A 21,794-nucleotide genomic window follows, 5' to 3' on the forward strand; every position below is an offset into this window, starting at 1 on the left:
TGCTCCTGCACCTGCGTCCTGCTCCGCCGGTGCTCCTGCACCTGCGTCCTGCTCCGCCGGTGCTCCTGCACCTGCGTCCTGCTCCGCCGGTGCTCCTGCACCTGCGTCCTGCTCCGCCGGTGCTCCCGCGCCTGCGCCCTGCTCCGCCGGTGCTCCCGCGCCTGCGCCCTGCTCGGATGTCGCTCCTGCATCGGCGGCCAGCTCGGCCGGCGTTCCCGCGCTCCGCGCTGCGGGTGCGCCCGCACCTGCGGCCGGCTCCGCGGGTATTCCGGCATGTCCTTCGGGCTCACCGGGCGCTGGTCTACCTCTGTCCGGCTCGGTGGGTGCAGCCGCACCTGCGGTCGGCTCGGCAGGTGTTCCCGCACCTGCGCCCTGCTCGCTCGGCGCTCCCACCCCAGTGAACGGCTCGGCCGGAGCATCAGCGCTTGCGGTCGGCTCGACCGGTACTTCCGCGCCCGACTTTGCGGGTGCTTCCGCACCTGCAGCCGGCCCGGCGGGCGCCCCCGCAGGCTCGCTGGGCGCTGCCGCACCGCTGTCCGGCCCGGCGGCTCCCGCGCGCCCGATCGGCTCGGCGGGTGCAGCCGCATCGGTGGTCGGCTCGGCGGGCCTCCCCGCAACCGCGCGCTGCTCGGTGGGCAGTTCCGCACCAGCGTCCGGCTCGGCCGGAGATCCCGCGCTTGCGGTCGGCTCGACTTGTGCGCCCGCGCCCCGGTCGGCGGGTGCTCCCGGGCTTGCAGTCGGCCCGGCGGGCGTTCCCGCATCTCCTGCGGTCTCGCTGGGCGCTGGCGCGTGACTGTCGAGCTCGGCGACGGCTCCCGCGAGACCGATCGGCTCGGTGACGGCCTCCGCGTCTGCACTCGATTCGGCGGGCGCTCCTGCATCGCGGACCGGATTGGTGGAGGCGTCCGCGGTCGGTCCGGCGGGGGCTCCCGCGCCGCCGGTCGGCTCGGTGGGGGCCGGGCGATCGGTGGGCGGGAGGTCCGCGGGGTGGGGGTTCATCAGGCGAGCATGTCGTCGCGTCCTTCGACGACCGGGCGGATGTCGGCGTACGCCGTGGCCCGCACGTGTTCCGGCGCGGGAGTGTCGCCGAGGCGTGAGGCGATTTCCACCGCGCGGTCGAAGGAGTCGCACTCGACGATCCAGTAGCCGGCGAGTACCTCCTGCGTCTCGGCGTACGGGCCGTCGGTGACGACCGACTCGCCGTCCTTCGACCCGATTCGCCGGGTCAGGACCGGTGCTGCGAGTGCGCGCGTTTCCACCAGTTCGCCGGACTCGGCGAGGTCGGCGTTGAACTTCTCCATGAACGCGCCCATCGCCATGAAGTCGGCCTCGGTCCAGGCGGGTTTGCCGGTGTCCTTCCCGGCCATGCCGTCGTAGTCGGTCTGCGACGCGTAACTCAGGATCATGTACTTCATGTCATCTCCTCGGGTAGCGAGTGACACCACTGTGGCGCCTCTCACCCAGTAGGTCGACGCCCCCACGCGGAACCGGACATGAGTGATCGGAGGAAATACGGAGCTTCTGCTTTCAGCCGTGGATCGGTCTCCTGCTCCGCCCGGCGGTGCAGGGGGGAGCATCACTTCGCGCACGGGGCCGCGCGTGGGAGCGCTCGGATTAGCGGACGTGCAGCACTCAGTAAGTGTCGCGCTGGAGCTCGGCTGCCGGTATGCCCCGCTCGGATGCGTGCCTTCAGGCAGTCGGGTGTGAGGTTGGTGAGTGGTGGAGTGACAGTGATCGACGCCCACCACCGTGCAAGAGGCGGCGTACGTCGAACTTCCCGCCTGAATGAGGCTGATTGGCGCGGTGTGGCGGGGGTTGATCGGTGGTGGGCGTCGGCGAGCGGAGCTACCGCATCCAGCCCCGTGCACCAAACCCGGGCTGAACCGGTGGTGGACCCATCTCGAGTCGCTCCGGGTCTCTGGCGGGCCGAGGACGGGGTAGAACCCAGGGTGGGGCAGCAGGTGGCACGTTCAGCCAGCGGACGTGCAGCACTTAGCAAGTGTCGCGCGGCTGACGGCGAGTGTTGTGTCCCCGCTCGGGCGGGTGCGGATCCGGCGGGCGGGCGAGGGTTGGTGAGTGGTGGAGCGGCGTGATCGACGCCCACCACTGATCAACCGGCGCCACGCGCCGGCCTTCCCGCCTGAACGAGGCTGATCGGCCCAGTGTGATGGGGGTTGATCAGTGGTGGGTGTTGGCTCCAGCAGATCCGTGTCAGTCCTGCCGGGCGGCCGGTCGATCTGTTCGACAAGATGGCGCCCGCGGAGTTCGGACTCGCGCCTGAGTGCGGTTAACCGGCTTTCGGGCCGGATGGCCTCCGTGCTCGGTTGGTGGGCGGCTCGGCGCGATAGTTCCGTTGAGCCGAGGCGCGTGGATGCTGCCTGGCTGGAGCGCAGCTCCGCTTTCGGACACAGGGTGTCCCACGAGGTTGTTGCGGGGCGGGACGAGGTAGCTCCGGGTAGGACGTCGGGTCAGCGCGGAGGTTGTCGCGGGGCTGAGTGCGGTAGCTCCGCTTTCGAATGACGGGCCAGCGCGGAGGTGGGTGCATGGCTGGATGCGGCAGCTCCGCTTTGGACGGAGGACCAGTCCGGAGGTTGTCGGGCGGCTGGATGCGGAAGCTCCGTTTTGGACGGAGGGCCAGCCGGGAGGTTGTCACGCGGCTGGATGCGGTAGCTCCGATTTGCTACGTGCAGGGGGTGATGAGGTCGTTGTGGGTTTTGATCGTGTCGGAGACGTCGGTGAGGGCGTTGGCTTCGGGGGTGTATTTCTTCGGGACGGCGATTTCGACGTACAGCTTGCGGCCGATGGTGGTGAAGATGACGCCGTTCGAGGCTTCCTTGGCGAACCAGCCGACGCCGTTGACCTCGAAGCACTGGGACTGGGCCTCGGCCATGCCGGCGGGTGGGGAGACGCCGCAGGTGATTTCGATGGGTGGGTCGCCGTACGCCGCGGTCAGCGGGCTCTCCGGCGTCGTCGAGCGGGGATCCGTGTCGAGGATCTTCGCGGGGAGGGACTTGATGAGGGGGGCGCAGGCGTCGCTGACCTCGGGGGCCGGGGCGGGGACCGCGATCGGGACCGGGTCGGAGCCGCAGGCGGTGAGGGCGGCCAGGAGGGCCGTCGCCGCAGTGGCGCGCACCGCCGATCGGAGGATGGCGGCACGCCCTGCGCGGGCTCTGGCGGCGCGCCCTGCGCGGATGGTGGCGGCGCGCCCTGCGCGGACTCTGGCGGCGCGCCCTGCGCGGACTGTGGCGAGGGCGCGCTGCTCGGACCGTACGGCGTGCTTGTGGTGCTGACCGGCCGGTGCGGGGGTCAGGGTGGGCCGGTTGATGGTCAGATGTGGACGACGGGGCAGGTCAGGGTGCGGGTGATGCCGGGGACGTTCTGGACCCGGGCGACGACCAGCTTGCCGAGTTCGTCGACGTTGCGGGCTTCGGCGCGGACGATCACGTCGTACGGGCCGGTGACGTCCTCGGCCAGGGTGACGCCCTGGACCTCGGCGATCTGTGCTGCGACGTCGGCGGCCTTGCCGACCTCGGTCTGGATCAGGATGTAGGCCTGGACCACCACGTCGTTCTCCACTCAGTCGTCCTCAGCGGGCACCGGTCACAGTACTGCAGAGCGGCCGGGCGTACTCGTCGTTGCCACGTCACCGTACCGCCTAGACTCCAGTCGGCGATATGGGAGGTCTAACACGTGACAGAGACGTTGGGCACTACCGGGGAGTTCGGGCTGATCGCGGCCGTCACCCGGGGGCTGTCCAGGAGTGAGGACGTCCTGGTCGGGCCGGGGGACGACGCGGCCGTGGTGGCGGTGCCGGACGGGCGGATGGTGATCACCACCGACCTGCTCGTCGAGGGGCGGCACTTCCGGCAGGACTGGTCTTCGGCGTACGACGTGGGACGCAAGGCCGCGGCGCAGAACCTGGCGGACGTGGTCGCGATGGGTGCTCGGCCGACGGCCCTGGTGGTCGGGTTCGGTGGGCCCGCGGATCTGCCGACGGCGTGGGCGGTCGAGCTGAACCAGGGCCTGGCCGACGAGGCCGAGCTGGTCGGCGCGAGCATCGTCGGCGGTGACACCGTGCAGTCGGACAAGATCATCGTGTCCGTCACCGCCTTCGGGTCGCTCGACGGCCGCCGGCCCGTACTGCGTTCCGGCGCCCGTCCCGGCGACGAGCTCGCGGTGGCCGGCCGGCTCGGCTGGGCCGAGGCCGGGTACGCCGTACTGACGCGTGGCTTCCGCTCGCCGCGGACCGTCGTCGACGCGCACCGCCGCCCGCAACCCCCGTACGCCGAGGGCCCGCTCGCCGCGATCGCCGGCGCCTCGTCGATGTGCGACGTGAGCGACGGCCTGATCGCCGACCTGCGGCACATCGCCGAGGCGAGCGAGGTGGTGATCGACGTCCGGACCGCGGCGCTGGCGATCGCCGAGCCGTTGCAGGCGGTGGCCGCGGCGACCGGGCTGGACGCGTTGTCGTTCGTGCTGACCGGGGGCGAGGACCACGCGCTGGTCGGGACCTTCGAGCCGGCCGACGTCCCGGACGGCTGGACCGTCGTCGGCACGGTTGCTGAGGGCAACGAGAATCGCCCGGCCGGGACCGTCACCGTGGACGGCGAGCTGTTCGAGTCGCCGGCCGGTCACGCCCACTTCACGAGCTAGGAGCAGAACACAGATGACGTCCGCCCCGCCCAGAGTGCTCACCGTCGCCGGGTCCGACTCCGGTGGTGGCGCCGGGATCCAGGCCGACCTGAAGGCGATGCTGGCCAACGGCGTGCACGGGATGAGCGTGCTCACGGCGATCACCGCGCAGAACAGCCTCGGCGTCCAGGGCGCCTGGGAGCTGCCGGCCGAGCAGGTGCAGGCGCAGTTCCGCAGCGTGGTCGACGACATCGGCGTCGACGTGGTGAAGACCGGCATGCTCGCCTCCGCGGACATGGTGCGAGTCGTTGCCGCGCTGCTGCGCACGCTGCCGCCGGAGGTGCCGGTGGTGGTCGACCCGGTGGCGGTGTCGAAGCACGGCGACCCGCTGCTGGGTGCTGAGGCGATGGAGGCTGTGCGGTCGGAGATCGTGCCACTGGCGACCGTACTGACGCCGAACCTCACCGAGCTGGGTCCTGTCGCTGGTGTGGAGCTGCGGACGCTGGAGGACCGTGAGCTGGCCGCCAAGACGTTGCTGGACGCCGGTGCGTCCTGGGTGCTCGTCAAGGGCGGGCATGATGACGGTGACCTGGCTACTGACGTGCTGCACGGGCCCGGTGTCCGGCAGGAGTTCAGTGCGCCGCGTGCTGACAACCGGCACACGCATGGGACCGGCTGCACGCTGGCCAGCACCATCGCGTCGTACCTGGCCCGCGGGTACGACGTACCGTCGGCAGTAGGTGCGGCGAAGGAGTACATCAGCGGTGCGGTCGCCCACGGGTTCGCCCTGGGTGGAGGGATCGGGCCGGTGGATCACGCATGGCAGTTCCGAGGGAGTGGTCAGTGAGCAAGCAGCAGCCGCCGGTCGACGGGCTGTGTGAGCAGTGCGGGTTCAACTACGGCACGGGTGACCTGCAGGGCACCGTGACGCTGCTGGTCCGCCAGGCCGCGGAGGCGGCGATGGCGCTGACCAAGGCGGCGGCGGGGCCGGACCCGGATGTGGTCCGGCTGCGGCCGGAGCCGGAGGTGTGGTCGGCGATCGAGTACGCGTGCCACGTGCGGGACGTGCTGGAGGTGCAGCGGCTGCGGATCGCGCAGTGTCTGGCGGAGGACCGGCCGGTGTACGCGCCGATGGACCGGACCGGGCGGGTGAAGCAGGAGAAGTACGAGTTCCAGAACCCGGTCGAGGTCGGGGCGGCGGTGATGAAGTTCGCGCGGGAGTTTGGCGCGGCGGCGCGGGTGCTGACGCCGCAGGAGTTGGGGCGGCTGGGGTTGTACAACTACCCGGTGCGGGCGCCGCGGTCGTTGAGCTGGATCGTTCGGCACACGGCGCACGAGATCCAGCATCATCGGCACGACATCATCGAGATCCTCGCGGAGGTCGAGCCGCCGATCGTGCCGGCGCCGAAGCCGGTGGTCGAAGAGACCACTGAAGAAACAGAGGTTGTCGAGCAGGACATCAACGCGGGCTAGTGCGTGGCGGCCCAGACGGTCAAAGATTCTTCTGATGTCAGATGGTCGAGGCCGAGGGCTCCGGCTCCGCGGAGGACGCCGTCGGTGGGGTGGGCGGCGTCGAGGACCGGTGGGGGAGAGGTCCGGTGGAAGGTCATCAGGTTGTCCTCGTACGCCGCGGCGAAGGCTGCTGGTGCCGCGGCGCGGAGGGGCACGGCCAGGCCGCCGAGGGTGATGACTGAAGGGTCGTGCACGTTGACGAGGCCGGCGATGCCTGCGCCGAGAGCTTCGTTGACGGAGTTGAGGGCAGCCTGGACAGCGGGAGATCCGCGAGTCTGGAGAAGGGTGTCCGCATACTCGTAGGGATCCTCCGGCTCCGGCTCGCCGAGGTGGCGGGCGAGCGCTCTCCCGTCGATCTCGAGATCCCAGCAGCCTCGGGCGCCGCAGGGGCAGCGGACTGAGCGGTCGCCGTACGGGGTGTGGCCGTACTCGCCGGCTGTGCCGCTGGCTCCGGCGACGGGGACGCCGTCCAGGAGGAGGGTGCCGCCGATGCCTACCTCGACGATGAGGTGGAGAGCGGTGCCGGCTCCGGCGGCGGCGCCGGTGCGGGCTTCGGCTACTCCGGCGAGGGTGGCGTCGTTGCCGGCGAGCAGGTGGAGGCCGGTGCCCTCGACTACTGGGGAGAGGTCTACGTCGTTCCAGGAGAGGGTTGAGGCTTGCAGTAGCTCTTGGCCGCGGACGGTGCCTGGTACGGCGAGGGCTACCGCCTGCAGGCGGTCGCCGTACTGGCTGGCGGCTTCAGTGACTGACTCTCGGAGTGCTGCGAGGACGGGGGCGGGGCGGCGGGCTTGGTGCTGGCGGGGTGGGAGCTGCTGGAGGGAGCCGTCGAGGGCGACTACGCCGCTGCGCCAGCCGCCTTGGCGGATCTCCAGAGCTAGCACTACCGGGCCCTGGGGATGTGCGGTGAGGACGGTGGTCGGGCGGCCTCGGCCCTGGATGGGAGCGGGGAGTTCGCTGAGGAGTTGCAGGTCGCGGAGGCGGGCGGTGACCTCGGTCGCAGAACCGGTACTGAGTCTCAGGGTCTTGGCGACGGCGGCGCGGGTGATGCCGGGTTGACGGCTCACCAGGGACAGGACGTCGGACGCGGTCTGCCACTGGCCTCTTCTGCTCACGATCATCTCCAGGTTATCCTCGGAGGACGAGCTTAATGGAGGCGGCTGTGAATCCACGGGACATCCACGCGGTGCTGTTCGACATGGACGGCACGCTGGTCGACTCCGATGCCGCGGTCGAGCGGGCCTGGACGACGTGGGCGGCTGAGTACGGCGTCGATGCGGGGCAGGTGCTTGCTGTTGCGCACGGGAGCCCGGCTGCGTCGGTTGTCGCTCGGGTTCGGCCGGATCTCGAGTTGGATCAACGGGCTGAGGCGGCGCTGCGGCAGCACGAGCTCCAGTACGACGATCTGGCGGATGTCGTTCCTACTCCTGGGGCGCACGAGTTGCTCGCGCTGCTGGAGCGGCGGGGGATTCCGTGGGCGGTTGTCACCAGTGCGGATCAGCGGCTTGCCGAGGCGCGGCTGGGGGCGGCGGGGATCGAGGCGAAGGTGCTGGTGACGATCGAGGACGTTGCGCACGGGAAGCCGGATCCTGAGGGGTATCTACGCGGTGCAGAGCTGCTGGGCGTGCAGCCGGAGCACTGTCTGGTGGTGGAGGATGCCGAGGTCGGGCTCGCGGCCGGCAAGGCGGCGGGTGCTCACACCGCTGGGCTGAAAGGGCTGCAGGGTGACCTCGCGCTGACGGACCTGCACCAGCTCGCAGCACTGCTGTGAACAGGATTGATCTGCGGATCGGCCTGGCGCTCTCGGCGCTCGGCTTTCTGCTCGCCGGGCTGGGCGCTTCGATCGCCGTACTCGCGAGGGACCTCGACAAATCCACCGACCAGCTGGCGATCCTGTCCTCCGCGTTCGCCGTCGGGCTGCTGATCGTTGCCGTGATCGGGCCGTTGCTGCTGCGGAGCTTTCACATCGGGACCGTTCTGCGCGCCGGCTCGCTGCTGTGTGCAGTAGGCGCAGCAGCGCTGGCGCTCGCGCACGGGTTCGCGCTGGCGGTCGCAGGCGGGCTGCTGATCGGCGTCGGCGGTGCGCTGCTCGTCCTCGTTGCGCCGTTGCTGCTGCACGGGCCGACGGCCGCGGCTCGGTTGACCAGGGTCAACGCTGTCTCCAGCGCCACCGGGATCCTTGCCCCGCTGGCGATCGGAGGGGTCGACGCGCTCGGCACCACCGGGCGGATCGCACTACTCGCCGCCGTGCCGCCGCTGCTGGTGCTGGCGGCGCTCGCCGGGTCCGGGGACGCTCCGATTCATGAGGAGGCTGACCGGGCGCCGGCTGGTCAAGTCCTCAAAGGCTGGCTGCGCGTCGTGCTGGCAGTAGCTGTCGAGTTCTGCTTCGTCGTCTGGGCGGTCGCCCGGCTCGCGGCGACCGGCGTACCGATGTCCACAGCAGCGCTGCTCGGCAGTGCCTTCCCGATCGGGATGGCGACCGGCAGATCGATCGGCCCGATCCACTGGCGCGGCTGGTCGCCGCTGGTCCCAGCAGCGCTACTGGCAACCACAGGCACCCTGCTGGTCTGCCTGTTCAACCATCCAGCAGCAGTAGCCACAGGCCTCCTCATCGCAGGCCTCGGCGTAGCGCCGCTCTACCCGCTCAACATCGCCGCCCTCGTCGCCATCCCCGGCATCAACCCAGCCCGCCTGGCAGCACTAGGCGCACTGGCCTCCGGTACGGCGATCCTGCTGGCGCCGACCGCGCTGGCCGCGCTCGCGGGCTGGCTCGACCTCAGGACCGCCTTCCTGATCCCCCTACCCCTGCTGACGATCCTCTGGCTCGTCAGCCGCGACCGGCAGCCCGTACGAGTGCAGGAGCCCGCGTAGTACCGGTACGCCGCTCGACAGGTGGAACAGCTCGGCATGCAGCCCCGCCTCGCGCGCGCCCTCCACGTTCCGCTCGTTGTCGTCGACGAACAGCACCGCCGACGGCGGCAGGTCGATCGCGCGCAGGATCGTCTTGAAGTACGCCGGGTCCGGCTTGGCCAGCCCCAGGTCGCAGGAGTAGAACGACCGGTCGAACCACTGCCCGTAGTCGCGCTCGTCGTTCATGATCGTGCGCCGGTACGACTGCTGGTTCGTCGCCAGATGACACGGTACGCCGGCCGCGCGCAGCTCCTGGACGACCGCGATCGCCTCCGGTACGACGGCGAACCGCTCCCACAACCCCAGCACCTCGGCGATCGGCGTCGTCACCTCCCAGCGCTCCAGTACGGCGGCCACGGCATCGTGGAAGTCGCCCTGGCCGGCGATCGACGGGGCCTCCGAGGCGATCAGGTCGAGCACGAACTCGTCGGCCGACCGGCCGGGGCCGACGAAGGCCGCCAGCGTGGCTTGCCAGTCGACGGTCGGTTCCTGGATCACGCCGTCGGCGTCGAACAGCACGGCATCGATACGCATACCACCATCCAACCAGCCGGTTTGGCCGATTCAGGCACAGGGGACCTGACCCCTTGACCGGTTCAGTTGGTATGCGCTTACCTTGAGGCCGTCTGAACACTTGTGAACAACTTCTGGCGCAATCGAACACAGAGAGCCCGGTGAGGCGCATGACTCTGACCAGACGGAAGTTCCTGACCCTGACCGCGGGCGGCGCCGCCGCCGCGACCACGGGCCTCACCGGGTGCGGCTCCCGGAGCTCGCTCGGGGCCCACGACGAGCTCAGCCTGTGGGCCTGGACCGGCTCGGTGAACGACGACCTGATCGCCCAGGCGGCCAAGGGCATCCCCGGCGCGACCGGCAAGAAGATCGCGCTGACCCGGATCGGGGGCGACTACAAGACCAAGCTGCTGACCTCGCTGGCCGGCAAGTCGATGGTCCCCGACATCGTCGGCCTGAACGACGACGTCGCGACGTACTTCCCGAACGCCGACCAGTTCATCGACCTGCACGAGCTGGGCGCGGACAAGGTCAAGGGCGACTTCCTGGAGTGGAAGTGGAAGCTCGGCATCACCCCGGACAACCGGATGATGGCCTTCCCGATGGACACCGGCCCGACCGCGCTGTTCTACCGCCGGGACATCTTCGACAAGGCCGGCCTGCCGACCGAGCCCGGTGACGTGGCCGCCGCGGTGGCCCAGTGGCCGGAGTACATCGCGCTCGGCAAGAGGCTCAAGCAGGCCGTGCCGGGAGCGGTGATCACCGACAACATCACGTCGACGTACGCCTACCGGCTCGCCCAGCTGCGGCAGCGCTACATGACGCCCGACGGTCAGTACATCGGCGACCAGGACCACATCCGGGAGGCCTGGGACCTGTCGGTGCAGGTGGTCAAGGAAGGGTTGTCGGCCAACGCGCAGAACGGCAGCACCGACGCCAACGCGGTGATCACCAACGGCCGGCTCGCCGCTTTCGTCGGCGCGGTCTGGTGGGCCCAGCTCGGCCCGAAGAACGCGGCCCCCGACAGCAAGGGGCAGTGGCGCGTCACCCCGGCACCTGGTGGGCCGGGCAACCGCGGCGGCTCGTTCCTGGCGATCACGAAGTACTGCAAGGACCCCGAGGCCGCGTTCGCGTTCATCACCTGGCTGGAGTCGGCCAAGAGCCAGGCCCAGTCGTTCCTCGACCCGGTGCTGTTCCCGTCCACGCCGGCCAGCTACGACGACCCGAAGATGAACGACCCGGACGAGTTCTTCGGCGGCCAGAAGATCGTCGACGTCTTCGCGGAGTCGGCCAAGCAGTACCCCGGCACCTACTTCAGCCCGTACGACTCGATCATCAACGACCCGCTGTCCGACCAACTGGTCAACGTGGAGATCGGCGCCAAGACCTCTGACCAGGCCTGGCGCGACGCCCAGCACCAGATCGAACGCGAGCTGACCAGGGTGGGGGCGATCTGAGATGGCCGTCAGCGACGCACTCCGGAGTCCCGCCACCCTCACCACCACGCAGGACGACGGCCCGAGCAAACCGCCGAACAAGTTCCGGCAGGCCTTCCCCCAGTACGCCGCGGTGTCGCCGTTCTTCATCCTGTTCGCGATCTTCGGCGCCTTCCCGGTGTTCTTCTCGATCTGGCTGTCGTTCCATTCCTGGGACGGCATCGGCCAGATGAAGTGGGTCGGGCTGGAGCAGTACAGCTACCTGCTCACCGACCCGACGTTCTGGAAGTCGATCACCAACACCCTGATCATCTGGGTGCTCTCCACGGTCCCGATGCTGCTGCTGGCGCTGCTGATCGCGAACGCGCTGCACAACGCCACCCGGTTCCGCAGCTTCTACCGGATCGCCTACTTCATCCCCAACATCACCTCAGTGGTCGCGGTGACGATGGTGTTCGGCTCGGTGTTCAGCAACAACTTCGGGCTGCTGAACGCGTTCCTGACCTCGATCGGGCTGGACAAGATCGAGTGGCTCAGCCAGCCCTGGGGGATCAAGATCGCGATCGCCACCATCGTCGCCTGGCGCTGGACCGGCTACAACGCGATCATCTTCCTGGCCGGCCTGCAGGCGATCTCGTCCGACATCTACGAGGCGGCCAAGGTCGACGGCGCCTCGAAGCGGCAGCAGTTCTGGCAGATCACCGTCCCGCTGCTGCGCCCGGTGATCCTGTTCACCGCGGTCACCTCGACGATCGGCGGGCTGCAGATCTTCACCGAGTCCCAGGTGCTGTTCGGCGCCAGCGGCTCGATCGGCGGCCCCGGCGACGGCGGTCTGACGATCGTGTCCTACCTGTACGACAACGCCTTCGGCGCCAACCAGTTCGGGTACGGCGCGGCCGTCGGCTGGGCGCTGTTCATCCTGATCGTGCTCTTCTCGATCATCAACTGGCGCCTGATCGGCGGCAACGACGACGAACGGATCACCAAGCGGGCGGCCCGCCGCGCGCAGCGCAGGATCGCCGCGGAGAAGGCCGGGAAGGAGTACGCCGATGCGCACTGAACGAGTCCGTGAGGTGACCAGCCACGTCGTGCTGCTGCTCGGCGTCCTGGTCTCGCTGTTCCCGTTCTACTGGATGCTGGTGATGGCGTCGAACACGACGCCGGACATCTTCACCTACCCGCCGAAGCTGCTGGTCGGGTCGCACCTGCTGGAGAACATGCGCAACGTGCTGGACAACATCGACTTCTTCGGGGCGATGCTGCTCACGCTGTTCGCCTCCCTCGGGGTGACCGTCCTGGTGCTGTTCTTCGACTCGCTGGCCGCGTTCGCGTTCGCCAAGTACGAGTTCCCCGGCCGGAACCTGCTGTTCGGGATCCTGCTGGTCACCTTCATGATCCCGTCCCAGCTCGCGCTGGTCCCGCAGTTCGTGACGCTCGCGGAGTTCGGCTGGATCGGATCCCTGAAGGCCCTGATCATCCCGGGCGCGGCGAACGCGTTCGGGATCTTCTGGATGCGCCAGTACGCCAAGGGCGCGATCCCCGACGAACTGATCTCGGCCGCCAAGGTCGACGGCGCCGGCTTCTTCCGGCAGTACCTCACCGTCGGCCTGCCGGTGCTGCGGCCCGGTCTGGCCTTTCTCGGCATCTTCACCTTCATCAACGTCTGGAACGACTACCTCTGGCCGCTGATCGTGATGACCGACCCCAACCGGCTCACCCTCCAGGTCGCCCTCCAGCAGCTGAACGGTGTGTACGGCACCGACTACAGCATGGTGATGGCGGGCGCCCTGATGAGCGTGATCCCCTTGATCGGGGTCTTCATCATCGGCGGCCGGCACTTCATCGCCGACATCGCCGCCGGCGCCATGAAATTCTGATCGACCACTTCACAAGGGGCACACGTGTCACAAGACAAGATTCGCTGGGGAGTGCTGGGCACCGGCAACATCGCGTCCCGGTTCGCCAGTCAGATCCCGTCCTCGTCCACCGGGGTGCTGGCCGCCGTCGGCAGCCGCAGCCAGGAGTCGGCCGACGCGTTCGGGGACAAGTACTCGATCCCGAACCGGCACGCGTCGTACGAGGAACTGCTCGCCGACGCCGGCGTCGACGCCGTCTACATCGCCACCCCGCACCCGCTGCACCCGGAGTGGGCGATCAAGGCGGCCGAGGCCGGCAAGCACGTGCTGTGCGAGAAGCCGCTGGCCATCAACCGGTCCTGGGCGGCGGCGATGATCGAGGCCGCGGTGCGCAACGACGTCTTCCTGATGGAGGCGTACATGTACCGGTGCCTGCCGCAGACCAAGCTGGTCACCCAGCTGATCCGCGACGGCGAGATCGGGGCCGTGCACCAGATCCAGGCGTCGTTCGCGTTCCAGGCCCAGTTCCGGGCCGAGAGCCGGATCTTCGCCGACGAACTGGCCGGCGGCGGCATCCTCGACGTCGGCGGGTACCCGGTCTCGTACGCCCGGCTGATCGCCGGCGCGGCGACCGGTACGCCGTACGCCGACCCGGCCGCGGTCACCGCGGCCGGTCACGTCGGTGAGACCGGGGTCGACGAGTGGGCGGTGGCGACGCTGTTCTTCGACAGCGGACTCACCGCGCAGGTGCAGACCGGGGTCCGGCTGAAGGACGAGCCGCTGGTCAAGATCCTCGGCAGCGATGGGTTCATCGTCGTCGAGGACCCGTGGTTCGGCGGCGACGGCAAGCCGACCCACGTCACCGTGCACAAGATCGGGCAGGAACCGCGGGACATCTCCGCGGAGCCGGCCTTCATCTACGCCGCCGAGGCGGACGCCGTGGCGGCCGGGATCGCCGCCCGGCAGGCCCCGGAGATGACCTGGGCCGACACCCTGGGCAACCTCGAGGTCCAGGACGAGTGGCGCAAGCTGATCGGCCAGCAGTACGCGAGCGAGCGCGACGACGCCGCCGTACCGACCGCGACCGGCCGCCCGCTGGCCCGGCGCGACGACGCCCCGATGACGTACGGGACCGTGCCCGGCCTGGACAAGCAGGTCTCCCGGCTGGTGATGGGCGTCGACAACCAGAACACGCTGCCGCACGCCGCGACGATCTTCGACGACTTCGTCGAGCGCGGCGGGACGACGTTCGACACGGCGTACATCTACGGCGGCGGGCGTGGCGAGCGGCTGCTCGGGCAGTGGATGAAGACCCGCGGCAACCGCGACGAGGTGGTTGTCATCGGCAAGGGCGCGCACACCCCGCACTGCGACCCCGAGTCGATCACCCGGCAGCTGGGCGAGAGCCTCGAGCGGCTGCAGACCGACCATGTCGACCTGTACCTGATGCACCGCGACAACGAGGAGATCCCGGTCGGGGAGTTCGTCGACGTCATGGACGAGCACTTCCGGGCCGGCCGGATCAAGGCGTTCGGTGGGTCGAACTGGACCACGGCGCGCTTCGACGAGGCCAACGAGTACGCCAAGGCCAACGGCAAGCAGCCGCTGACGCTGCTCAGCAACCACCTCAGCCTCGCGCGGGCGTACGACGTACCGTGGAAGGGCTGCCGGCACGTCAGCGACGACGAGTCGCAGGCGTGGCTGCGGGACCGGCAGGTCGCGCTGTTCCCGTGGTCGAGCCAGGCCCGCGGCTTCTTCACCGGTCGCGCGAAGCCCGAGGACACCTCGGACGAGGAGCTCGTGCGCTGCTTTTACTCCGACGAGAACTTCCAGCGGCTGGACCGCGCGCGGGAGCTCGCGAAGGCCAAGAACGTCGAACCGACGGCGATCGCGTTGGCGTGGCTGCTCCATCAGCCGTATCCTGTGTTTCCGCTGATCGGGCCGCGGCAGATCAGCGAGACCCGTACCTCACTGCCGGGACTGTCGGTGCAGCTCACCGACGAGGAAGTGGCCTGGCTCACGGCGGACTGACCGGTTTGGTCGGCTCCACAGACGCTGTGTAACATGGTCTGTCGGCGTACGACCCTGAACACCCTTGACCACGGAGAATCATGTCTAAGAAGTGCGATGTTTGCGGCAAGCAGCCGACGTTCGGCAACAGTGTTGCCCGGCTGGGTAAGGGCGCGATGATCCGCCGGGTCAAGGCGCGTACGCCGCGGCGGTTCAACCCCAACATTCAGCCGTTCCTGGCGGTCATCAAGGGCACCCCGACCAAGCTGAAGGTCTGCACCTCCTGCATCAAGGCGGGCAAGGTCCAGCGCGTCGTCGGCTAGTACTCTTCCGGCTCCCTGAGAGCCGGTCTCCGTGCAGGGCCTCGTAGGCGTCCGGGATGTCCCGGGCGCCTACTGCTGTTGTACGGCGGCCGCGGGCCGAGGTCAGCTGTTCTGGTGGACGGCGGCGGTGTCGTAGCCGGCCAGCTCGTCGGCGGTGGGCCGCTCGAACAGCTCGTCCCAGGACCGCAGCTCACGTTCGGTGATGTGGAAGGTGTTGGCCGGGGCGACCTGGTTGCGGGCGTCGAGCCGCTTCCACAGCACGTCGAGCGGCAGGTCGAGCACGATCATCTCGGTCCGGGCGCCCAGCTCCACGGACCGCTCGCGGAACAGCTCGCGCTCGTCGCGCGACCAGCAGCCGTAGTCGAGGATCACGTCGGTCCCCAGCGTCAGCACCCGGGCGGCGACGCTCCAGAGCAGCTCCGACTCCAGCACCCAGCGCCGGCCCTCGTGCTCACCGGCGCCGAAGAGCGGGCTCATCCACTCGTCAGGAGTCAGCCGGAGCGCGCTGCGCTCGGTCTCGAGCTGCTTGGCCAGGGTCGTCTTGCCCGATCCGGGCAGGCCGATCAGCAGCGTCATGGTCGGCTGGGACATGGCGGCACCCTAGTCGCGTCGGTGGGGTGAAGGCGCGGGGATTACCGAGCGCGGGCGACCACAGTGATCTCCCGGCGGTTGTGGTGCAGCTGGCGGGCGTGCAGGACGTCGTACTCCTTGCTCAGGACCTCCATCCCGCGCCGCGCCGCGTCCAGCGGGTTGCGGCCGCCGCCCTTCAGCGTGACGACGGCGAGCGCGCCGCGGCGCAGGTGCGGTACGGCGTCGAGCATCACCCGCGCGCTCATCACCTGGTCCATCCGCATGTCGTTCACGACCACGTCGAAGCGCACGTCGTTGCGGCGGAAGAACTCGCCGGCCGTGGTGGCGACGTGGTGGATCCGGCGGTCGGGGTCCAGCCGCGGGTCGAGCGCGCCGGGGTCGACCGACCAGACCTCCTGCTCGTACTGGCGCAGGATCCGCGTCCACCCGCCCGGGCTGGCGCCGAGGTCGAGGCCCTTGCCGCCCGGCTTCAGGCCGAGGTGGAAGGTCCGGATCGCCTCCTCGAGCTTGAACTCCGAGCGCGAGACGCGGTCGTCGGAGCGGGCCAGCCGCATCCGGCCGCCCGGCCAGTCCGCGAGGCTGTCGGCGAGGCGGTTGAGCCCGATCAGGACCTGGCGCTGGGAGACGAAGCAGGAGACGACGACGTCCTGATCGGAGCGGGAGACCGCGATCCCGCGAGCGCCGAGCGCCTCGTCGAGCAGGTGGTAGTAGGTGCCGCCGGTGCCCGCGCCGTCGGTCCAGGTCTGGACGGCGAGCGCCTGGGGATGCTTGGGCAGCTCGGCGAGGATCAGCTCGGCGAGCTCGTGCGCGGGCGGTACGTCGTCCGGCGGGAAGCTCGCGATCTCGACGGTCAGGTGCCGGACGAACACGATCCGGCCGGTGTCACAGGCCGCGGCCAGGTCGGCGACCGGCGGGGCGTTGCCGGTGATCCGGCCGAGGTCGGCGCTGACCCGCTCGATCCGGACCTCGCGGCCGAACTCCTCCCGGATCTCCCGCACCGCGAGCTCGTAGGAATCGCGGTCGACGGAGAACAGCACCGGAGCAGTTGCGAGCACAACACATGGTAAGCGGGTGGTCGGTACCGGATAACCTTCCGGGCGTGGATGAGCTGACGGTCGGGGTGCTGCGGAGCTGGGCCCGTACGGCGCTCGTCGAGCTGGGCCGGGCGCGGACGGAGATCGACGATCTCAACGTCTACCCGGTCCCGGACGGCGACACCGGGACCAACCTGTACCTGACCTGGGAGGCCGCCTGCGACGCGCTGCCGGAGGGCGAGCTGACGTTCGCGGAGGCGGTCCAGGCGTTCGGGCGGGGTGCGCTGCTCGGGGCGCGGGGGAACTCCGGGGTGATCACGTCGCAGCTGGTGCGCGCCTGCGGGCTGCGGCTGATGGAGAACCTGGCTACCGAGAGAGAACCTGCCGCTTTCGCCGACGCTCTCGGGTTCGCCGCCGACGCTGCTTACGGTGCGGTGGCTCAGCCGGTCGAAGGCACCATGTTGACCGTTGCGAGAGCTGCCGCGGACGCCGCGCAGGTGGCTGCCGACGACGGGAGGAATCTGGCTGAGGTTTGTCTGGCTGCAGTCGCCGCCGCGCGGGTGGCGCTGACCAAGACCACCGAGCAGCTCGACGTGCTCAAGCGCGCGGGAGTGGTCGACGCCGGGGGAGCGGGCCTGGTGGTGATCCTCGGCGCGATGGAGCAGGTGCTGTCCGGCCGCGGCCCCGCGCAGACCACCGGAGTGCCGCACCGCGTGGTGCCCGAGCAGCAGACGGCCGACGAGCTGGGCCCGGACGGGCCGGCGTACGAGGTGATGTACCTGCTGGACGCCGACGACGGGCCGATCGGCGAGCTGCGGCGGGCGCTGACCGGGCTGGGCGACTCCGTCGTGGTGGTCGGCGGTGACGGGCTCTGGAACGTCCACGTGCACACCGACGACGTCGGCGCGGTGATCGAGCTCGGGATCGGCATCGGGCGCCCGCACCGGATCCGGGTCACGCACTTCGCGGACCTCGCGCCGCACGCGCCGGTCCCCGGGCGCGCGGTGATCGCGGTGGCCGCCGGTGACGGGCTGGCCGAGCTGTTCGGCGAGGCGGGAGCGATTGTCGTACGCGGTGGTCCCGGCCGCCGCTGCTCGACCGGTGAGCTGCTGCGCGCGATCGAGCAGTCGAAGGCGCCGGAGATCGTGCTGCTGCCGAACGACAAGGACTCGATCGCGGTCGCCGAGGCCGCGGCGGCCGCCGCGCGGCAGGACGGCGTACGGGTGGCGGTGATCCCGACCCGCGCGCAGGTTCAAGGACTGGCCGCGATCGCCGTGCACGACCCCGAGCGCAGCTTCGACGACGACGTCGTGCACCTGTCGGCCGCGGCCGGGCAGACCCGGCACGGCGCGGTCACGATCGCGGTCAAGGACGCCTGGACGATGGCCGGGACCTGCCGGATCGGCGACGCGCTGGGTGTGGTCGACGGCGACTTCACGCTGATCACCGAGGATCTGACCACGGCCGCGACCGGGGTCGTGGACCGGTTGCTGGGCGGTGGCGGCGAGCTGCTGACCGTGGTCAGCGGCCGCGAGGCGGACGCCGAACTGGTCGAGGCGGTGGTCCGGCACGTGCGCCGGCACCGCAAAGATGTCGACGTGATGGTGTACGACGGTGGGCAGGAGCGGTACCCGTTGCTGATCGGGGTGGAATGAAGACAGACATCGACCGGAAGCTGCGCGACTTCGTCGGCGCCCGGACGGCCAAGACGTTCACCGAGGTGCTCGGGATCGAGACCGTCGGCGAGCTGCTGCGGCACTACCCGCGGCGGTACCTGAAGAAGGGCGAGCTGACGCCGTTCGACGAGCTGGAGGTCGGCGACCAGGCGACCGTGAACGGCCGGGTGAAGAAGGTCACCGTGCGGTCGCTGGACTCCAAGCAGGAGATCCGCCCGGACGAGGTGAACAAGTTCCGCCGGCACAAGACGATCACCAAGGTGGTGGTCACCGACGGCCGCAACGACCTGGAGCTGGCGTTCTTCAACCAGCCCTGGCTGGCCAACAAGCTGACCCCGGGCACCGCCGCGCTGTTCTGGGGCGAGGTGACCAAGTTCCGGGAGACCCTGCAGCTGAAGGGCCCGGGCACCGAGATCCTCGACGAGGAGGACCTCAGCGAGGCCGAGATCGAGCGCCGGGCCAAGCCGTTCCGGCCGCTCTACCCGGCGACCGCGAAGTTGCCCACGGCCACCATCGAGCGCAGCCTGAAGATCGTCCTGGACAACCTCGAGGAGCTGGACGACCCGATCCCCGAGCTGATCCTCAAGAACGAGGACCTGATCGGCCTCCGGGACGCGCTGCAGAAGATCCACCTGCCGGAGACCGAGGCCGACATCAAGGCTGCCGAGAAGCGGTTCCGGTTCGAGGAAGCGCTGGTGATGCAGACGATCCTGGCCCAGCGCCGGGCCGTCACCGACGCGCTCAAGGCCGTCCCGCGCGAGCGGACCGCCGGTGGGCTGCTCGACGACTTCGACGCGCGGCTGCCGTTCCAGCTGACCGCCGGCCAGGCCGAGGTCTGCGACGAGATCTTCGCCGACATCGCCCGGGCGCACCCGATGCACCGGCTGCTCCAGGGCGAGGTCGGGTCCGGCAAGACCGTCGTCGCGCTGCGGGCGATGCTGTCGGTGGTCGACGCGGGCGGCCAGGCCGTCCTGCTCGCCCCGACCGAGGTGCTGGCGACCCAGCACCACAAGACGCTGACCAAGATGCTCGGTGAGCTGGCCGAGCAGGGCATGCTCGGCGGCGCCGAGCGGGCCACCAAGGTCGGGCTGCTGACCGGCTCGCTGAACGCGGCAGCCCGGCGTACGGCGATGCTGGACGCCGCGAGCGGCGCCGCGGGGATCGTCGTCGGGACGCACGCGCTGCTCGAGGACAAGGTCCAGTTCGCCGACCTCGGCCTGGTGGTGGTCGACGAGCAGCACAGGTTCGGGGTCGAGCAGCGGGCCGCGCTGAGCACGAAGTCGGGGGAGAACACGCCGCACGTCCTGGTGATGACCGCGACGCCGATCCCGCGCACGGTCGCGATGACCGTGTTCGGCGACCTGTCGGTGTCGACGCTGACCGAGCTGCCCGCCGGGCGGTCGCCGATCAAGTCGTCGGTGGTCCCGGCCAAGGAGCGCCCGGCCTGGCTGGAGCGCGCCTGGGAGCGGGTCCGCGAGGAGGTCCAGAAGGGCCACCAGGCGTACGTCGTCTGCCCGCGGATCGGCGACGACGTGAAGAACGCCGCCGACGAGGAGGGCGAGTTCGCGGCCGGTGCCGAGGAGGAGACCGAGGCCAAGGGCAAGCCGCGGCCGGCGATCTCGGTGCTGCAGGTGGCCGAGGTGCTGGACGACGTCCTGCCGGACCTGCGCAAGGCGGTGCTGCACGGCCGGCTCCCGGCCGACGAGAAGGACGCGGTGATGACCAAGTTCGCCGCGGGCGAGACCGACGTGCTGATCGCGACCACCGTGATCGAGGTCGGCGTCGACGTCCCGAACGCCTCGACGATGGTGATCATGGACGCCGACCGGTTCGGCATCTCGCAGCTGCACCAGCTGCGCGGCCGGGTCGGGCGGGGTCAGGTTCCGGGGCTGTGCCTGCTGGTCACCGACAGCTGGCCGGCGTCGAAGTCGCGGGAAAGGCTGGACGCGGTCGCGTCGACCACCGACGGGTTCGAGCTGTCGCGGATCGATCTGGAGAACCGGCGCGAGGGTGACGTGCTGGGCGTGGCGCAGTCGGGGCGGCGGACGAGTTTGAAGCTGCTGAGCGTGCTGCGGGACGAGGACGTCATCTACGCCGCGCGGCATGTGGCGAACTCGATCGTCTCGGTGGACGCCTCACTCGCCGAGTACCCGGCGCTGAAGGCGTTCGTGGCGGAGACGCTGGAGTCCGAGGCGGCTGAGTACCTGGAGAAAACATGAGCAAGCTGGGCGTGCGGTGAGCCGGATCATTGCGGGGGTCGCGGGCGGGCGGCGGATCGCCGTACCGGCCGGGACCGGGACGCGGCCGACCGGGGATCGGGTGCGGGAGGCGATGTTCGCCTCGGTGGAGACCGAGTTCGGCGGCATGCAGGACCTCGCGGTCCTCGACCTGTACGCCGGGTCCGGCGCGATCGGGCTGGAGGCGCTGTCCCGCGGCGCCGCGCGCGTCGTGCTGGTCGAGCAGGACCGCAAGGCCGCCGAGGTGATCGCGGCGAACATCCGCGTGGTCGGGCTGCCGGGCGCGACGCTGCTCACCCGGCCCGTCGAGAAGGTTGCCCAGGGCGACAACGCGGGCGAGGTGTTCGACCTGGTCTTCGCCGACCCGCCGTACAAGCTGGAGACCGACGCGCTGCAGGACGTGCTGGTGGCGCTGCTGGAGCACGGCTGGCTGGCCGCGGACGCGGTCGTGGTGGTCGAGCGCGGCAAGCGGGAGCCGTGGGAGTGGCCGGAGGGGTTCGCCGCGCTGCGGGACCGCAAGTACGGCGAGGCCCGGCTTTGGTACGGTCACCGCCATGAGTAGAGCGGTCTTCCCAGGCACGTTCGACCCACCCACCAACGGCCACCTGGACGTGATCGCGCGGACGTCGGCCGCGTTCACCGAGGTGATCGTCGCGGCCGGGGTGAACCCGTCCAAGCAGCGGATGTTCGACGCCGCCGAGCGGGTCGGGATGCTGACCGAGATCGCCGCGCCGTACCCGAACGTGCGGGTGGACACCTTCGACGGGCTGCTCGTCGACTACTGCCGCGCGGTCGGCGCGCAGGTGGTGGTGAAGGGCCTGCGCTCGGGCAGCGACTACGACTACGAGCTGCGGATGGCCCAGATGAACCGGCGGCTGACCGGCCTGGACACGCTGTTCCTGCCGACCGCGCCCGAGCACGGCTACGTGTCGTCGAGCCTGGTCAAGGAGATTGCGAGACTCGGCGGTCCGGTGGACGCCTTCCTGCCACCCGCCGTTCACGTCCGACTCGCCGCGAAACTCCAGTGTCACCCCGAATTGGGCTAGTGGCGCCGGAGTTGGTAATGT

22 protein-coding genes are annotated in these 21,794 nt (G+C 70.0%); 14 read left to right on the forward strand and 8 right to left on the reverse strand.

Going from position 1 to position 21,794, the window contains the following annotated elements:
• The 4 genes from ACZ6Z4_RS34650 to ACZ6Z4_RS34665 form a co-directional block, all read right to left on the reverse strand.
• Positions 1–290, reverse strand: a 290-nt coding sequence (locus ACZ6Z4_RS34650) for a hypothetical protein (protein WP_465574791.1), incomplete at its 3' end; no start/stop codon positions are given.
• A gap of 708 nt (positions 291–998) precedes the next feature.
• Entirely contained in the window at positions 999–1,415 is a 417-nt protein-coding gene (locus ACZ6Z4_RS34655; protein WP_465574795.1) for a YciI family protein, read from the reverse strand.
• A gap of 1,265 nt (positions 1,416–2,680) precedes the next feature.
• Positions 2,681–3,133 (reverse strand): DUF3515 domain-containing protein, encoded by a 453-nt coding sequence (locus tag ACZ6Z4_RS34660; RefSeq protein ID WP_465574798.1) that lies wholly within the window; start codon positions 3,131–3,133, stop codon positions 2,681–2,683.
• Between the two features lie 194 nt (positions 3,134–3,327).
• Entirely contained in the window at positions 3,328–3,564 is a 237-nt protein-coding gene (locus ACZ6Z4_RS34665; RefSeq protein WP_184806149.1) for an Lrp/AsnC family transcriptional regulator, read from the reverse strand.
• A 126-nt stretch (positions 3,565–3,690) separates the two neighbouring features.
• Between ACZ6Z4_RS34665 and ACZ6Z4_RS34670 the strand changes: the two genes are divergently transcribed.
• The 3 genes from ACZ6Z4_RS34670 to ACZ6Z4_RS34680 are packed head-to-tail and all read left to right on the forward strand — an operon-like array spanning position 3,691 to position 6,105.
• Positions 3,691–4,653 carry a thiamine-phosphate kinase gene (locus ACZ6Z4_RS34670; protein WP_465574801.1) on the forward strand — a complete coding sequence of 321 codons (963 nt, stop codon included), beginning with the start codon at positions 3,691–3,693 and terminating at the stop codon, positions 4,651–4,653.
• A gap of 13 nt (positions 4,654–4,666) precedes the next feature.
• Entirely contained in the window at positions 4,667–5,479 is an 813-nt protein-coding gene (gene thiD / locus ACZ6Z4_RS34675; RefSeq protein ID WP_465574805.1) for a bifunctional hydroxymethylpyrimidine kinase/phosphomethylpyrimidine kinase, read from the forward strand.
• Positions 5,476–6,105, forward strand: a complete 630-nt coding sequence (locus tag ACZ6Z4_RS34680) for a DinB family protein (RefSeq protein WP_465574812.1) — start codon at positions 5,476–5,478, stop codon at positions 6,103–6,105. Before thiD ends, ACZ6Z4_RS34680 begins: the two co-directional genes overlap by 4 nt.
• Here the strand turns inward: ACZ6Z4_RS34680 and ACZ6Z4_RS34685 are convergent.
• Entirely contained in the window at positions 6,102–7,262 is a 1,161-nt protein-coding gene (locus ACZ6Z4_RS34685) for an ROK family protein (RefSeq protein WP_465574817.1), read from the reverse strand. The genes ACZ6Z4_RS34680 and ACZ6Z4_RS34685 overlap by 4 nt on opposite strands.
• 41 nt (positions 7,263–7,303) lie before the next feature.
• Between ACZ6Z4_RS34685 and ACZ6Z4_RS34690 the strand changes: the two genes are divergently transcribed.
• Together ACZ6Z4_RS34690 and ACZ6Z4_RS34695 are read left to right on the forward strand one after the other, a co-directional pair.
• A complete protein-coding gene (locus ACZ6Z4_RS34690) occupies positions 7,304–7,912 on the forward strand; it encodes an HAD-IA family hydrolase (RefSeq protein ID WP_465574820.1) in 609 nt (202 codons plus the stop codon).
• The gene (locus ACZ6Z4_RS34695; RefSeq protein WP_465574823.1) at positions 7,909–9,012 is read left to right on the forward strand and encodes an MFS transporter; all 1,104 of its coding nucleotides are present in this window, start codon (positions 7,909–7,911) and stop codon (positions 9,010–9,012) included. Before ACZ6Z4_RS34690 ends, ACZ6Z4_RS34695 begins: the two co-directional genes overlap by 4 nt.
• Here ACZ6Z4_RS34695 and ACZ6Z4_RS34700 read toward each other — a convergent pair.
• Positions 8,941–9,585, reverse strand: coding sequence for an HAD family hydrolase (locus ACZ6Z4_RS34700; protein ID WP_465574825.1), 645 nt, complete (start codon positions 9,583–9,585; stop codon positions 8,941–8,943). The two genes, ACZ6Z4_RS34695 and ACZ6Z4_RS34700, sit on opposite strands and share 72 nt — an antisense overlap.
• A 149-nt stretch (positions 9,586–9,734) precedes the next feature.
• Between ACZ6Z4_RS34700 and ACZ6Z4_RS34705 the strand changes: the two genes are divergently transcribed.
• From ACZ6Z4_RS34705 to rpmB, 5 genes are all read left to right on the forward strand, one after another.
• On the forward strand, positions 9,735–11,021 hold the full coding sequence (locus ACZ6Z4_RS34705) for an ABC transporter substrate-binding protein (RefSeq protein WP_465574829.1): 1,287 nt from the start codon (positions 9,735–9,737) through the stop codon (positions 11,019–11,021).
• A 1-nt stretch (position 11,022) separates the two neighbouring features.
• Positions 11,023–12,060: a carbohydrate ABC transporter permease gene (locus tag ACZ6Z4_RS34710; protein WP_465574830.1), complete on the forward strand. Its 1,038-nt coding sequence runs from the start codon at positions 11,023–11,025 to the stop codon at positions 12,058–12,060.
• The gene (locus ACZ6Z4_RS34715; RefSeq protein ID WP_363676366.1) at positions 12,050–12,877 is read left to right on the forward strand and encodes a carbohydrate ABC transporter permease; all 828 of its coding nucleotides are present in this window, start codon (positions 12,050–12,052) and stop codon (positions 12,875–12,877) included. The genes ACZ6Z4_RS34710 and ACZ6Z4_RS34715 overlap by 11 nt, the downstream gene beginning before the upstream one ends.
• A gap of 24 nt (positions 12,878–12,901) precedes the next feature.
• Entirely contained in the window at positions 12,902–14,887 is a 1,986-nt protein-coding gene (locus tag ACZ6Z4_RS34720) for an aldo/keto reductase (RefSeq protein WP_465574835.1), read from the forward strand.
• An 80-nt stretch (positions 14,888–14,967) separates the two neighbouring features.
• The gene (gene rpmB / locus ACZ6Z4_RS34725) at positions 14,968–15,189 is read left to right on the forward strand and encodes a 50S ribosomal protein L28 (protein WP_077012774.1); all 222 of its coding nucleotides are present in this window, start codon (positions 14,968–14,970) and stop codon (positions 15,187–15,189) included.
• Positions 15,190–15,291: 102 nt separating this feature from the next.
• Here rpmB and ACZ6Z4_RS34730 read toward each other — a convergent pair whose 3' ends face one another.
• Both ACZ6Z4_RS34730 and ACZ6Z4_RS34735 read right to left on the reverse strand, forming a co-directional pair.
• Positions 15,292–15,780, reverse strand: coding sequence for a P-loop nucleotide/nucleoside kinase family protein (locus ACZ6Z4_RS34730; RefSeq protein WP_465574841.1), 489 nt, complete (start codon positions 15,778–15,780; stop codon positions 15,292–15,294).
• A 41-nt stretch (positions 15,781–15,821) separates the two neighbouring features.
• The gene (locus ACZ6Z4_RS34735) at positions 15,822–16,835 is read right to left on the reverse strand and encodes an SAM-dependent methyltransferase (protein ID WP_465574844.1); all 1,014 of its coding nucleotides are present in this window, start codon (positions 16,833–16,835) and stop codon (positions 15,822–15,824) included.
• Positions 16,836–16,879: 44 nt separating this feature from the next.
• On the opposite strand from ACZ6Z4_RS34735, the gene ACZ6Z4_RS34740 reads away from it, so the two are divergent.
• Genes ACZ6Z4_RS34740 through coaD form a run of 4 tightly spaced genes read left to right on the forward strand, consistent with a single transcriptional unit; the run spans position 16,880 to position 21,773 of the window.
• The gene (locus tag ACZ6Z4_RS34740) at positions 16,880–18,469 is read left to right on the forward strand and encodes a DAK2 domain-containing protein (protein WP_465574846.1); all 1,590 of its coding nucleotides are present in this window, start codon (positions 16,880–16,882) and stop codon (positions 18,467–18,469) included.
• Positions 18,466–20,709: an ATP-dependent DNA helicase RecG gene (gene recG, locus ACZ6Z4_RS34745; RefSeq protein ID WP_465574849.1), complete on the forward strand. Its 2,244-nt coding sequence runs from the start codon at positions 18,466–18,468 to the stop codon at positions 20,707–20,709. Before ACZ6Z4_RS34740 ends, recG begins: the two co-directional genes overlap by 4 nt.
• 16 nt (positions 20,710–20,725) lie before the next feature.
• Entirely contained in the window at positions 20,726–21,289 is a 564-nt protein-coding gene (gene rsmD, locus ACZ6Z4_RS34750; RefSeq protein ID WP_465574852.1) for a 16S rRNA (guanine(966)-N(2))-methyltransferase RsmD, read from the forward strand.
• Positions 21,282–21,773: a pantetheine-phosphate adenylyltransferase gene (gene coaD / locus ACZ6Z4_RS34755; protein ID WP_465574857.1), complete on the forward strand. Its 492-nt coding sequence runs from the start codon at positions 21,282–21,284 to the stop codon at positions 21,771–21,773. The genes rsmD and coaD overlap by 8 nt, the downstream gene beginning before the upstream one ends.
• The last annotated feature ends 21 nt before the right edge of the window (positions 21,774–21,794 follow it).

Source organism: Kribbella sp. NPDC104740, assembly GCF_055583505.1.